The sequence below is a fragment of the Solwaraspora sp. WMMB335 genome (assembly GCF_049179075.1).
Lineage (GTDB): Bacteria > Actinomycetota > Actinomycetes > Mycobacteriales > Micromonosporaceae > Micromonospora_E.
This window is the reverse complement of record NZ_JBMHMF010000001.1, coordinates 5,859,811-5,872,614: the sequence shown is the minus strand read 5'-3', so window position 1 is coordinate 5,872,614 and position 12,804 is coordinate 5,859,811. Positions and strand designations below refer to the sequence as shown.

At 70.1% G+C, this 12,804-nt stretch carries 12 protein-coding genes; 5 read left to right on the top strand and 7 right to left on the bottom strand.

What is annotated here, in order from left to right; all coding sequences use genetic code 11:
* Positions 1-209 precede the first annotated feature (209 nt).
* Positions 210-1,181 (bottom strand): glycosyltransferase, encoded by a 972-nt coding sequence (locus tag ACN27F_RS25600; RefSeq protein WP_421437686.1) that lies wholly within the window; start codon positions 1,179-1,181, stop codon positions 210-212.
* Positions 1,182-1,402: 221 nt separating this feature from the next.
* Between ACN27F_RS25600 and ACN27F_RS25595 the strand changes: the two genes are divergently transcribed.
* Together ACN27F_RS25595 and ACN27F_RS25590 are read left to right on the top strand one after the other, a co-directional pair.
* Complete coding sequence (locus ACN27F_RS25595; RefSeq protein ID WP_421437684.1) at positions 1,403-2,266, top strand: WecB/TagA/CpsF family glycosyltransferase; 864 nt, start codon at positions 1,403-1,405, stop codon at positions 2,264-2,266.
* Positions 2,266-3,240: a glycosyltransferase family 2 protein gene (locus ACN27F_RS25590; RefSeq protein WP_421437682.1), complete on the top strand. Its 975-nt coding sequence runs from the start codon at positions 2,266-2,268 to the stop codon at positions 3,238-3,240. Before ACN27F_RS25595 ends, ACN27F_RS25590 begins: the two co-directional genes overlap by 1 nt.
* Positions 3,241-3,277: 37 nt before the next feature.
* On the opposite strand, the gene ACN27F_RS25585 is transcribed toward ACN27F_RS25590, so the two are convergent.
* The 4 genes from ACN27F_RS25585 to ACN27F_RS25570 form a co-directional block, all read right to left on the bottom strand.
* On the bottom strand, positions 3,278-4,090 hold the full coding sequence (locus ACN27F_RS25585; RefSeq protein WP_421437680.1) for an alpha/beta hydrolase: 813 nt from the start codon (positions 4,088-4,090) through the stop codon (positions 3,278-3,280).
* A 114-nt stretch (positions 4,091-4,204) separates the two neighbouring features.
* Complete coding sequence (locus ACN27F_RS25580) at positions 4,205-4,567, bottom strand: hypothetical protein (protein ID WP_421437678.1); 363 nt, start codon at positions 4,565-4,567, stop codon at positions 4,205-4,207.
* Between the two features lie 45 nt (positions 4,568-4,612).
* Positions 4,613-6,346, bottom strand: a complete 1,734-nt coding sequence (locus ACN27F_RS25575; protein ID WP_421437676.1) for a 3-hydroxyacyl-CoA dehydrogenase family protein — start codon at positions 6,344-6,346, stop codon at positions 4,613-4,615.
* A 176-nt stretch (positions 6,347-6,522) separates the two neighbouring features.
* Positions 6,523-7,026, bottom strand: a complete 504-nt coding sequence (locus tag ACN27F_RS25570; RefSeq protein WP_421437675.1) for an FHA domain-containing protein — start codon at positions 7,024-7,026, stop codon at positions 6,523-6,525.
* Between the two features lie 349 nt (positions 7,027-7,375).
* Here ACN27F_RS25570 and ACN27F_RS25565 point away from each other — a divergent pair, with 349 nt between their 5' ends.
* Entirely contained in the window at positions 7,376-8,881 is a 1,506-nt protein-coding gene (locus tag ACN27F_RS25565) for an aldehyde dehydrogenase family protein (protein WP_421437673.1), read from the top strand.
* A gap of 62 nt (positions 8,882-8,943) precedes the next feature.
* On the opposite strand, the gene ACN27F_RS25560 is transcribed toward ACN27F_RS25565, so the two are convergent.
* Together ACN27F_RS25560 and nucS are read right to left on the bottom strand one after the other, a co-directional pair.
* On the bottom strand, positions 8,944-10,332 hold the full coding sequence (locus ACN27F_RS25560; protein WP_421437672.1) for a DUF2786 domain-containing protein: 1,389 nt from the start codon (positions 10,330-10,332) through the stop codon (positions 8,944-8,946).
* 32 nt (positions 10,333-10,364) lie between these two features.
* Positions 10,365-11,021 carry an endonuclease NucS gene (gene nucS / locus ACN27F_RS25555; RefSeq protein WP_421437670.1) on the bottom strand — a complete coding sequence of 219 codons (657 nt, stop codon included), beginning with the start codon at positions 11,019-11,021 and terminating at the stop codon, positions 10,365-10,367.
* A gap of 69 nt (positions 11,022-11,090) precedes the next feature.
* Between nucS and ACN27F_RS25550 the strand changes: the two genes are divergently transcribed.
* Together ACN27F_RS25550 and ACN27F_RS25545 are read left to right on the top strand one after the other, a co-directional pair.
* Complete coding sequence (locus tag ACN27F_RS25550; RefSeq protein ID WP_421437668.1) at positions 11,091-11,708, top strand: DUF4126 domain-containing protein; 618 nt, start codon at positions 11,091-11,093, stop codon at positions 11,706-11,708.
* A 162-nt stretch (positions 11,709-11,870) separates the two neighbouring features.
* Entirely contained in the window at positions 11,871-12,764 is an 894-nt protein-coding gene (locus ACN27F_RS25545; protein ID WP_421437666.1) for a polysaccharide deacetylase family protein, read from the top strand.
* Positions 12,765-12,804: the final 40 nt, after the last annotated feature.

The window sequence follows — 12,804 nt, the reverse complement described above, 5'->3', positions numbered from 1 at the left end:
TGGCAGCAAACCGCGCCGGCCGTTCGGGACCGAGGCCGACCGTAACCCAGCGACCTGGGCTGCCCAAGGAACTTAATGTTCTCTTATGGCAAGGTGGCATGACTCGGCGCACCGGCACGAGCAACGCGAATGGTGAAATCCACTCACCTCGGATATTCGCTGCCAGCTGACGTCACGGGCACGCCGCCAGGCTGCCGCCCGCCCTCGACTCAACCGCGGGCGATCCGTTCGTCGTCCACATCGGAAGACCACCCAGGAACATCGACTGGAGTCGACGTGGAAACCTGCCGATCATTCGATGCCGCGGCTCCCGACGAAGCGACGACGGTCGCGGCTGGGCGACCCCATCCCGAACGAACGTTCCACCCGGGAGAACGGCGCTTGAACTCGGCGAGAACCGTAATCGCGACATAGCAGAACGCCGCCGGGACCAACCGTGGTGCGGCGATTACCACTCGGCGCAACCAGGACCACTGACTCGCCCCGGGAACCGGATCCAGGGCCAACTCGGCACCGCGCGGATCGGTACGAACGAAATGCCAGAATTCGACGTTGCCGGCACGGGATCTCGCCACCCGCCGAATCAGGTCACCGGTACGCCGTGGTGCCACCACCCGGACCGGGAGATCGACGTCACGCTTCTCCTCGGACCGCACCACGGCGTCCAGAAACATGTCGTCCGCAATAATGTCCGGAAAGTCGGTAAATCGCGCACGCGCCTCGGCGGACAGCGCGATCAGACCTCGGCCGAACAGCCGACCACGAAAGACCGGCAGGCGGGAATTGATCGCATAGTAGGCCCGCACCGGCCAACTTCCGTCCGACGTGTCGATCACCGGTCGGGGCGCCGCCGCTTGCGCCCCCGGTTCGGCGATCGCCGCCGCCAAGGCCCGTAGAAGTTCCGCCGGGACGGCGATGTCCGCATCGAGATACACCCGTACGTCGCCGCCGGCGATGGCGTCGGCGGCGTTGAGCGCAGCGATCTTGGATGGAGTGCCGATCTCCACCACCCGGACTCCGAACGAGCGCGCGACCTCCGCCGTGCGGTCGGTGCAGCCGTTGGCCGCCACGATAATCTCGATGTCTGGCCCGAACCCCGGGGATTCGGTCATTGCGCGCAAGACCGCGCCAATCCCCGCTTCCTCGTTGAAGGCCGGCATGATGACGGTGATCTGCTGCACAGCCACGATGGTTCCATTCACGGGGGATACGACAACCGGTCGAATGGGCAACCTCACTATCGCCTAGCTGACACCGGATGGCCCATCCGTCCGACGAACGCGCCGAGTACCGTGCTCATGTGCCTCAGGATCAGGACTTCATTACTGCGGATAGGCATCGCGTCACTCTCGGTAACGTCGCTTTCGACCCCGTTCGCGAAGCCGATGTCCTCCACCACGTCGTGACCGCATTGGAAGCCGGCGTCGGCGGCCAGATCATCACCCCGAACGTCGACATCCTGCGCCGCGCCAGCCGCGATGAGGAGTGCCGTCGACACATAGAGTCGTCATCGCTGGTAGTAGCAGACGGCGCTCCCCTGATCTGGGCCAGTCGGCTGTACCGGCGGCCGCTCCCCGCCCGGGTGCCCGGCTCCGACCTGATCTGGAGCCTGTCCCGGACACTCGGCGAGCACGGTCGCTCGGTCTACCTGCTCGGCGGGGAGCCAGGCACCGCCATGCAGGCGGCGGCCGTACTCCGCAGCAGATTCCCCGGACTGGCTGTCGCCGGTGAGATGAGCCCGCCGTTCGGGTTCGACCGCTGCGAGCAACAGCTCGCGCAGATCTGTGCCGAAGTGGCCGCCGCCCAGCCGGACCTCGTCTACGTCGGGCTGGGCTTTCCCAAGCAGGAGCGGTTAATCGCCCGGCTGCGCCCGCTGCTGCCCCGGACCTGGTTCATGGGCTGCGGCGCGGCGATCGGTTTCGTGGCCGGGGTGCACCGCCGTGCCCCGCGCTGGATGCAGCGCACCGGACTGGAGTGGGTGCACCGGCTGGCCGGCGAACCGCAGCGACTCGTGCGGCGCTACCTCGTCCACGACGTACCGTACGCGCTGCACCTGCTCGGCGGCGGCGTGCAGGCCCGGCTGCGGCGTGGTACGCGTCCGGCACCGCAGCCGGCACCGACACCCCCGATCACCCGCCGGATCCCGGCGCCCCGCAGCCCGGAAGGTGGCCACCAGGCCGGCTCGGTGGCCACCCCATCAGCCACCGCCGGCTCGATGGCCGCCCGGTCGGTCGTCACCGGCCCGGTCGGCGTCAGGAAACCGTGATGGACCGGCCCGACGTCTCGATCGTCATCGTCTCGTACAACACCCGTGAGCTGATCCTGCGTTGCCTGACCGAGCTGCACGCAAGCCTGACACCGGACGTCTGCGCAGAGGTCGTTGTGGTCGACAACGCCTCGGCAGACGGCTCCGCCGATGCCATCGCGGCCCAGTTTCCGCAGGTACGCCTGGTCCGGCTCACCGAAAACGTCGGTTTCGGCCGAGGTGTCAACCGCGGCGCCATGGTCAGCTCCGGTCGTTACCTGCTCTGCCTCAACCCGGACACGGTGCCGGTCGGTCACCCGGTGACCGAGCTCGTCACCTTCGCCGACCAGCATCCGGGCCATGGCCTGTACACCGGCCGGACGCTGCACCCCGACGGCACGGACGACAACTACTCCTGCTGGGGCATGCCCAGCCTGTGGAGCACGTTCGGCTTCGCGAGCGGTCTGACCACGGCGTTTCGCGGTCGGGCCTGGGCCGATCCGGAGGCCCTTGTCGGCTACGACCGACGGAGCGTACGCGAGGTACCCGCGCTGTCCGGCTGCCTGCTGTTGGTCGAGCGCGATCTCTTCGGCCGCCTCGGCGGTTTCGACCCGCAGTACTTCCTCTACAGCGAGGACATCGATCTGAGCACCCGGGCCCGGGCGCTGGGCGCCCGCCCGGTGGTGAACCCGGCCGCGCAGGTCGTACACACGGTCGGTGCGTCGTCCAGCTCGGAAGGGCAACGCATCCGGATCCTTCGCGGCAAGGCCACTTACCTGCGCCGGAACTGGTCACCGTGGCGTGCCCGGGCCGGAGTCGCGCTGCTGGTCACCGGGGTTGGCCTACGCGCGGTGGGCAAGACGATCCTGGGCCGGGACCGTTCCCGTGGCGTCGACTGGGTCGGAGTCTGGCGGGCCCGCCGTGAATGGGCGGCCGGCTACCCGCCGGTCGACGAGCCCCGGCCCGCCGTGGACCTACCGGCACCGGCGAACTGACGACCAGGTCAGTCAGGCGAACTGACGACCAGATCGGTCAGGCCGTGGCGTCACGCTGCGGCGGGCCGGCCACCGGAACGTCCGCGAAGGCGGCCACCGTCCGGTCGGCGTACGCGCCGGCATCGCCGTACTCCATCGGGCCGTCCCAGGTCGTCGGCAGTGGCACCGGCACCTGCGGTGCGACCCGGCGGACCACCTCGTCGAGCACCCGTTCCACGTTACCGACCCACAGGTGCCTGGCCCCCGGCACGCCGATCACCTCGGCCTGGCTGATCGCGGCGAACCGCTCGGTCGCCTCGGCCGGTCGTAGGTAGTCGTCGAACTCCGGCACCAGCACGGTGACCGGTTTGCCCGATGCCGACCAGGTGGCGAGGTCCGGGTCGGCGGCGAAACGCAGCGGTGGGGAGAGCAGGACCGCACCCTCGACGACCGGATCGCAGCCGTGGCGCAACGCCAGGTCGGTGCCGAACGACCAGCCGAGCAACCAGATCCGGGGCAGCTCGGCGAACTCGGCGTACTCGATCGCCGCCGCGACGTCGAACCGCTCCCCCTCGCTCTGGTCGAAACCGCCTTCGCTGGCACCGCGCTCGCTACTGGTGCCCCGGGTGTTGAAGCGCAGTACGGCCAACCCCGCGAGCGCCGGCAACCGCCAGGCAGCCTTGCGCAGGACGTGGCTGTCCATCATCCCGCCATGGGTGGGCAGCGGATGCAGACAGATCAGCGTCGCGACCGGCGGCCGGTCGACGGGCAACGCCAACTCGCCGACCAGGGTCAACCCATCGGCGGTACGCAGCTCGATGTCCCGGCGTTCGGCAGGCAGGATCGACATGGCTCGGATCGGGGCGCTCACCTGCCCAGTGTCCCACCGCCGCGGACCGGCCGACCGGCCGACCCGGGTTTCAAGATCGCCGGCAGCGGATCTGCCGTAGCCGGGGATGCCTGCGGGTCAGCCGTAGCCTGCGGGTCAGCCGTAGCGAGGGGCGTTGCGGGACCGCTCGACCGCCGGCCGACGCTGCTCACGCGCCCGCCAGCAGCCGCGATGCCAGTGCCGCCGATCGGTCAGATCGCCCTGGCCGTCCGCCGGCCAGGCGACGACGTGTGGCACCCCTGGCCGGATCTCCTGGACACACCCCGGGCAGCGGTAGGACTTGGTGGCCGCCGGGGCGGGAACGGCCCGGACCATCCACTCGCCGTCGTTGCACGACTGGACCGCAGCGACACCACGGCGTACCCGTTCCGGATCGACCGGCTCGGGCACCGCGTCGCCGCGACCAGAGCGCCCGCCGCCGCCGGACCGGCGGACGGGGCGGTTACGGCGCGGGCTCATGATCTCAAGGGTACGCCGGGCGGTGGGTCGGACGCGTCCGGCGATCTACGGCCGGGCGGGGTCGGTGCCGTGCTCGCGAAAGCCGCGGCCGCTCGCCCGGCCGAGATGGCCGGCGATCACCAGATGCTCCAGCAACGGTGCCGGTGCCAGGCCGGGCTCACCCGACTCGTGGTAGATCCGGCGCTGGACGGCGAGCGCTACGTCGAGGCCGATGGAGTCCAGCAGCTCGAACGGTCCGACCGGGTAACCGCAGCCGAGCTTCATCGCCGCGTCGATGTCGTCCGCCGTCGCGTAGTTGGCCGCCAACATCCGTACGGCGTCGTTGAGGTACGGCGTACGCAGCGCGTCGACGATGGCACCGGCCCGGTCACCACAGACCACCGGAATCTTGCCCAACGTACGACACAGATCACGTACGGTAGCCAACACCGGCGCGGCGGTGCGGATCGTGCCGACCACCTCGACCAGTGGCGCCGTCGGGTCGGACGTGGGCAGACGCAGGCCCAGTACGTCCGCCGGACGGCTGGTGGCCATGGCCACCTCGATGACCGGCAGCGACCAGGCGGTGGTGACGAGCGGCACGCCAGGCTTGCAGATCTCGCCGAGACCGGCGAACACCGCCTTCTTGGCGTCGAGGTCCTCGACCACGGCCTCGACGACCAGATCCGCATCGGCGAGCTGGTCGAGCTCCGGACCTGGCCGGTCGGTGGCGACCGAGAGCACGTCCAAGCCGGCTCGGGCGAAGGTCTCAACGACGCCGGACGCCACGGCTCCCGAGCCGACCACGCCGACGGTCCGCACCGGGTTGCCGGCCGTCGTCCCGGTCGCGGCAGCATCGCCGTCGCCGGCCGGCATCGGTTCGGCCGGCATCGGTTCGGCCGGGGTCCGGTCGTCGGGCATCAGCCGACCGGAGCCCGCCCGCTCGTAGGTGTAGAAGCCGCGTCCGGACTTGCGCCCGAGCAACCCGGCGGTGACCATCTGTTTGAGCAACGGTGCCGGAGCGTGCCGGCGATCGCGCCCGCCCTGTCGGTGCATCGTGTCCAGGATCTCGTACGCCGTGTCGAGGCCGATCAGGTCGAGCAGCGCGAGTGGGCCCATGGGCAGGTCGGCGCCCAGCCGCATGGCCAGGTCGATGTCCTCGCGGGTCGCGTACCGGGACTCGTACATGCCGATCGCGTGGTTCAGGTAGCCGAACAGCAGCGCGTTGGCGATGAAGCCGGCGCGGTCCGCGATGGTGACGCCCACCTTGCCGAGGCTCGTGCACAGCGCCGCCACATCGGCGACCACCCCGGGATCGGTCACCACCGTCCGAACCACCTCGATCAGCTTCATCACCGGCGCCGGATTGAAGAAGTGCAGTCCGATGACCTGCTCAGGGCGGGTGGTGGTGACCGCGATCTCGGTGACGCTGAGCGAGGAGGTGTTGGTGGCGAGAATCGCGGACGGCTTGCACACCCGGTCGAGTTCGGCGAACGTCCGCCGCTTGAGGTCGAGTCGCTCGGGAATCGCCTCGACGACGAGATCGGCCGGCCGCACCGCGTCGAGCCCGACCGCGAACGTGAGCCGGGAGTGCAACGCGTCCCGGTCGTCCGGGCTGAGCTTGCCTCTGGCGAGGGCCCGGTCGGTCGAGCCGGCGAGGGTCTTGCGTCCCCGGTCCAGCGCCGACTGGTCGATCTCCGTGGCGATGACGTCGACGCCACTGCGGGCAAAGACCTCGGCGATGCCGGCACCCATCGTGCCGAGACCCACCACTGCAACGGTGTTGAACTCCCGCGCCACGTTCCCGCGCCTCCACCTCGACCGGATACACCGGCAGCTGAACGCCGACTAAGCTTCGAAGGCGAGTCTGCCACGATCCACCACGATGTCGAACCTGGGTCGGCCGCCTGCTCCCAGGGACCCCACCGACGCGGGGCCCCGGGGGGCAGGCTGGCGCGAAGCCTGCGGATGCAGACTCAGGTAAGCACGACGATCAGCCAGGTCAGCCAGCCGATCAGGAACGCTCCGCCGAGGCCTGCCATCAGCAACAGACTCGGTCGACGCCGGGGCCGCATCGGCTGGGTCGGCTCGCCCAGCGCGGCGTGCAGCGAGCGCATCCCGGTGGTCGGACGTACCGGCCCGGCGGTCAGCGCCGCGGTGTCGGCACGAGGGATCCGGGTGCCGACCGGGTCGGTCAGCGCCGAGGCCGGGTCGTAGAAGCGCAACTCGACCGCCCCGAACCGGATCCGGTCGCCGTCGCGCAGTTCGGTCGGCTGCTGGATCCGGTTGTCGTTGACCCAGGTGCCGTTGGTCGACTGCTGATCGGTGACGACCGTCCGGCCCCCGGCGACGTCGATCACCGCGTGATGGCGGCTGACCTTGATGTCGTCGATCGCAATATCCAGATCCGCGTCCCGGCCGACGATCCGTCTACCGGCGGAAAGCCGGTAACTGGCGCCCGGGGTCGGTCCGGTGATCATTTGAAGGAGAGGTAACAACGACTGATGCTCGGACATCTTCTGGTGCAGTGCCTCCCCCCTCGGCGGCGATGCGCTTCGCACCGCCCGGTGCAGCCTGCCAGGTCCCGCAACGGCACCGACACGGTCCCTCGTCCGGTCTTCGCCACCGGCCGGGGCAGGGCTGCGCCACCGGTTCGTCGGCACGCCCCGCCAACCGGACACCCGGTGCCGCGCCACGCGGTCAAGCGGGTCAACACATTGCCATTAATCACAATCGTTGCTACCAGCGAGTAGCGTTCCTGTCTAGACTCGGGGCAGAATATCCGGGCGCGGGACAATCGACAGGCACGGCGAAACCGGAGGGTGGCCAATGACCGTGGTAGGCGTTGCCGGCGAGGCGGTGGTCGACGACGGTTACCTCATCTCGTCGCGCCCGGCCGACGGCACCGAGGTGGGCCGTTTCCCGGTCGCCGGCGCCGAGCAGGTCGATGCTGCCGTCATCGACGCCCGCGCGGCGAGCCGGTGGTGGATCGGCCTCGGTGACGCGCAGCGGCGGACCCGGCTGCTGCGCTGGCGATCGGTGATCACCAATCGGATGACCGAACTCGCCGAGCTGATGGGCCGGGAGGGCGGAAAGCCGTTCGCCGACGCCGTCGTCGAGATCACCGCCGCGATGGAGCATCTCGACTGGGCCGCTCGCAACGCCAGGCGGGTACTTGGCCACCGACGCACCCGGACCCGGCTGGCCACCGCCGAATTCAGCGGCCACCTTGAGTACCAGCCGCTCGGCGTGGTCGGGGTGATCGCGCCATGGAACTACCCGGTGCTCATCCCGATGGGTGCGATCGCGTACGCGTTGGCCGCCGGCAACGCGGTGGTCTTCAAAGCCAGCGAATACACCCCGGCCGTCGGGCAATGGCTGGTCGACACCTTCGCCGAGGCGGTCGGCGAGCAACCCGTGGTGCAGATCGTGCACGGACTCGGCCAGACCGGCGACGCGCTGTGCCGCGCAGGGGTCGACAAGATCTCCTTCACCGGCTCGTCGCGCACCGCCCGAGCGGTGATGACCGCCTGCGCGCAGACCCTCACCCCGGTGCTGATCGAAGCGGGTGGCAAGGACGCGATGATCGTCGACGACGACGCGGACATCGAGGCCGCGGCCGAGGGATGTGTCTGGGGCGCGTTCACCAACGCAGGGCAGAGTTGCATCGGCATCGAACGGGTGTACGCTCTCGCCCCGATCTACGACGCCTTCATCACCACCGTGGTGGACAAGGCCGGCCGGCTCACCGTCGGCGCCTCGCCGGACGACCACATCGGGCCGATCACCATGCCCGGTCAGCTCGAGATCATCCGGCGGCACATCGACGACGCACTGGCCCGTGGCGCTCGGGCGGTGCTCGGCGGCCCGGCCGCCGTACGTCCACCGTTCGTGCACCCCACGGTGCTGGTCGACGTGCCGCCGGATTCGCTTGCCATCCGCGAGGAAACCTTCGGCCCCACCGTCACCATCACCCGGGTGGACACCATCGACGAGGCGATCGCACTGGCCAACGACACCCGGTACGGGCTCGGCGGCGCGGTGTTCGGCAAGCGGCGGGCGGTGCAGGTGGCCCGCCGGATGCACAGCGGGATGACGTCGATCAACTCGACGCTGACCTTCGTCGGCTTCAGCGAACTGCCGTTCGGCGGCATGGGCGAGTCCGGATTCGGCCGTACCCACGGCGTGGACGGGCTACGGGAGTTCAGCCGTGCCAAGGCGATCACCCGGCGCCGGGGGCCGTCGGTGCTGCCGACGATGACCTTCGAGCGGACCTCGGCCGGGGTGGACCGGATCGTCAAGGCCACCCGGTTGCTCTTCGGTGGCCGTGCCTGATCGACAGGTCCACGTCTGCCGGCGATCGGCCCGGCGGGGCGCAGGTCGTCGGTCGCAGGTCGTCAGTCGGAGATCGGCTGACGGGCGCCGAGGCTGGCCTGGTCAGCGGCGACGGTACCGGCGACCCAACCCGACCGGTTGTTCCCGGAGATCATCCGACCGGTCATTTCCGGGAAGAGCCGCTCGGTCGCCTCCCGCACCTGCTCCTGCCGGGCCGCCAGCAACGGCACCAGATCCGTGCCGGTCCGCGCGGTCGCTTCCCGGCCGGCCTCACCGGCGGCGGCCGACAACCGCTGACCGATCCGCACCGCGTACGCCTCCAGGAACGACTGGCGAAAGGAGCGGGTGGTGGACTGCCCACCCCGGCCGCGCTGCGGTCCGTTGCGCAACATCGCCGAGGTGGCCTGCACCAGCAGCGACGTGTGCAGCAACTCGACCGACTCGCAGTCACCGGCGAACCCCACCACGGTGGCGAAGCCGAGCTTGCTGGACCAGACCGACCGGCACCGGTTCGCCTCGGCCACCTGCTGCAGCAGGAACGCCTTGGCCTGCTCGTACGGTGCGTCCAGGCCAACCCGGACAGCGACCGGGGTCGGCGCGCTCGCCCCGTACGCGGGTTGGCTGGCCGCCAGCAACGCGTGGTCGATGCTGTGCCGGGTCATCAGTTCCTGGGCCTTGGCCGACAGTGCCTCGGCCTCCTCCGGGAACTCGGTGGACTCGGCCTTGGCCAGCAGCGCCCGAATCCGGGAGAGTTGACGCTCGTCGACCTCCGCCGTCGCCGCGTCCGGACCGGCCGTGCCGGGTGCCCGGCGGTCCGGTCCGTCCTCACCCGGGCGTACGCTGCCGGGCAGCGGGGCCACCGGCTCCAGCGCCGGCAGCCCGGAGAGCAGTTCGAGCACCTGCACGGCGTGCCGCAGCGCGGCGGTTCGGTCCAGGCCGGTCCGCCGGGCCCATCCGCTCAGCCGGTGGTCGAGCAGGTCATCGCCCCACACCTCCAGGTCGAGCTCGCGCAACTGGCGGTGCCAGCGGTCGGCGACGGTCGCCGCGGCGTACCCGCGCAAATGGGCCGCGACCTGCCCGGCGGTCAGGTCCGTCGGCCGCTTGCCGCGTTCGCGGCCGACGATCCGCAGAACGTCGGCCGGCATCCAGCCGTGTTTCCACAAGGCGTCGAGGACGGTCCGGAAAATCTGGTCCAACACCTGGTCGACCAGCCGGTCGTCGGCTTCGGCAAGGTCGGCCAGGCACTCGGCGAGAGCGTCGGCGTCGTCGTGGGTGACCGCGTGCGCGGCCGAACGGAACAGCTCGTCGATCCGTTCCTCTTCGGTCGGTGGTGCGAGGAGGCCGAACAACCCGCCCGGATACGCCTGGCCGGTGGCCGCCGCCCGCTGCCGTTGCCGCTGTTCGCGGGCCTTCTTCTTGGCCGCGCGGCGTTGCTGGTTACGGATTCCCATGAGTGGCTACCTCCTCGGAGGGTGAGTTCCGGTCAGAACAGGGTGAGTTCGTCGCGTTCGATACCGCGCAGTTTGTCGTAGTCGACGACGACGCACCGGATGCCCCGGTCCACGGCCAGCACCCGCGCCTGCGGCTTGATCTCCTGGGCCGCGAAGATCCCGGTCACCGGCGCCAACAGCGGATCCCGGTTGAGTAGTTCGAGGTAGCGGGTGAGCTGTTCCACGCCATCGATTTCGCCGCGCCGTTTGATCTCGACCGCGACCGTGGCCGAGCCGTCACGGCAGAGCAGGTCGACCGGGCCGATCGCGGTCATGTACTCCCGCCGGACCAGGCTGAAATCGTTGCCGAAGGTGGTGGGGTTGGCGGCCAGCAACTCCTGCAGGTGCGCCTCGACACCGTCCTTGCGCAGCCCCGGATCGACCCCGAGATCGTACGACAGTTCCTCGACGATCTCCTCGATGGTGATCCGCAGTTCCTCTCCGGCCTTGTTCACCACGCGCCACAGGCCGTCCGACTCCGCCAGCCGGCATGGCGGGCTCATCCAGTTGAGCGGCTTGTACGCCCGGTCGTCGGCATGGATCGACACCGAACCGTCCGCCTTGACCATCAACAGCCGGGTGGCCAACGGCAGATGTGCCGAGAGCCGACCGACGTAGTCCACCGAGCATCGCGCAATCACCAGCCGCACCCGACGAGGGTAGCGGAGCCGTCGGTACGGGCCACGCGAGGCTGGCGCACCGGTGCGATCCTGGTTGATGTGTTCGAACTGCTGACCGGGACCGGACTGGCCGCATCCGCCGGACTGAACGCCTACATCCCACTGTTGACCATCGGTGTACTCGCCCGCTACACCGGGTTGATCACCCTGCCGGACGGCTGGCAGTGGTTGAGCAACGGCTGGGTGCTGGTGATCCTCGCCGCGCTGCTGGCGGTGGAACTCGTCGCGGACAAGGTGCCGGTCGTCGATCATGTCAACGACGTCGTGCAGACCGTCGTCCGGCCGACCGCCGGCGGGTTGGCGTTCGGGGCAGGTTCGGCCTCGGAGACGGTCACGGTCAGTGACCCGGGCGGATTCTTCTCGTCCGACCAGTGGATCCCGGTGGTCGTGGGGGTACTGATCGCGCTCGGCGTACACGCCGTCAAGGCCACCTTACGACCGATCATCAACACGACGACGGGTGGGCTCGGCGCACCGGTGGCGAGCACCGCCGAAGACGCCACCAGTGTGATCGTGTCGGTCGCGGCGATCCTGCTTCCCGTACTGGTGCTGGTGTTCCTGGCCGTGCTGGTGATCGGCGGCCCCTGGCTGATCGGCCGTGCCCGACGGCGCCGCCGAGAGCGGAAGGCGGCCCGAGCCGCCGGATACCGGGTCTGACCTTCGGACGCCCGGCCTTGATCAGGCCCGTTCGGGGGAACGTGAGGGGTCCCGCACAACTGGCCGGCACGGGCTGCGACGATCTGCGCCGTGCCGCCACCGCGACGATATCGATGCCGATTCCGATTCCGGATGTCGGAGCGGCCCTGGTGGTCGGTACCGATGGCGGCGGCAGCGGTGGTGCTCGGCGTCGTAGCCGCGGCGACGATCACCATCGTGCTCACGACCCGCCCGATGATGCCCGCAGCGCCGGGCAGCGCGGCGACGGCACGGCCCGGCGACGTGCCGGCGACCGGGACCCAGCCGGGCACCACACCGCAACCGGGCACCACACCGCAACCGGGCGCCGCGCCGGGTCGGCCCGGGACGACCCGTCCGGGCACCCGGCCGCCGGTGATCGACCACGGCCCGCGGACCGGCAACCTGGTCGCGCTGACGTTCGACGCGGACATGACCGAGGCCATGCGCTACCGCCTGCGCAGCGGCCAGGTGCGCTCGTACGCCAACCTGCGGGTGATCGAGCTGCTGGAGCGCGAGCAGGTCCCGGCCACGTTCTTCCTGACCGGCATGTGGGTCGAGGAGTATCCCGACCTCACCCGGCGGATCGCCGGCAACCCCCGGTTCGAACTGGCCAATCACACGTACCGGCATGCCGCGTTCACCGGTGACTGCCACGGCCTGCCGCAGCTGCCGGCGACCGCGATGGTCAGCGACGTGGCCCAGACGTTCGCCGTGATCGGTCCGTACGGCGGCCGGCAGACCCGGTACTTCCGTTTTCCGGGACTGTGCCACGACGGCGCGGCGCTGGCCGCGCTCGCTCCGATCGGGTTGACCGTTGTCGGCGGCGACGTGATCAGCGGCGACCCGTTCGCCGTCGCCTGGGAGCCGATCGTGACGGCGGTGTTGTCGACGGTGCGGCCCGGTTCGGTGATCGTGTTGCACGTCACGGAGGCCAACGCGGCCATGACCGACGAGGCCTTGCCGCACATCCTGGCCGGGTTACGCCAACGCGGGCTGGCCCCGGCGGCCCTGTCCCAGGTACTCGCCGGGCGGTGACCGGCTTGCGCCGGTCACCGCCCTTCCCGTCGCCGCCGAC

Bases quoted from the DNA above. Each gene is read 5' to 3' on its own strand.
- ACN27F_RS25590 (WP_421437682.1), top strand. From the start codon at position 2,266: ATGGACCGGCCCGACGTCTCGATCGTCATCGTCTCGTACAACACCCGT.
- ACN27F_RS25580 (WP_421437678.1), bottom strand. From the start codon at position 4,567: ATGAGCCCGCGCCGTAACCGCCCCGTCCGCCGGTCCGGCGGCGGCGGG.
- ACN27F_RS25570 (WP_421437675.1), bottom strand. From the start codon at position 7,026: ATGATCACCGGACCGACCCCGGGCGCCAGTTACCGGCTTTCCGCCGGT.
- ACN27F_RS25565 (WP_421437673.1), top strand. From the start codon at position 7,376: ATGACCGTGGTAGGCGTTGCCGGCGAGGCGGTGGTCGACGACGGTTAC.
- ACN27F_RS25560 (WP_421437672.1), bottom strand. From the start codon at position 10,332: ATGGGAATCCGTAACCAGCAACGCCGCGCGGCCAAGAAGAAGGCCCGC.
- ACN27F_RS25545 (WP_421437666.1), top strand. From the start codon at position 11,871: ATGGCGGCGGCAGCGGTGGTGCTCGGCGTCGTAGCCGCGGCGACGATC.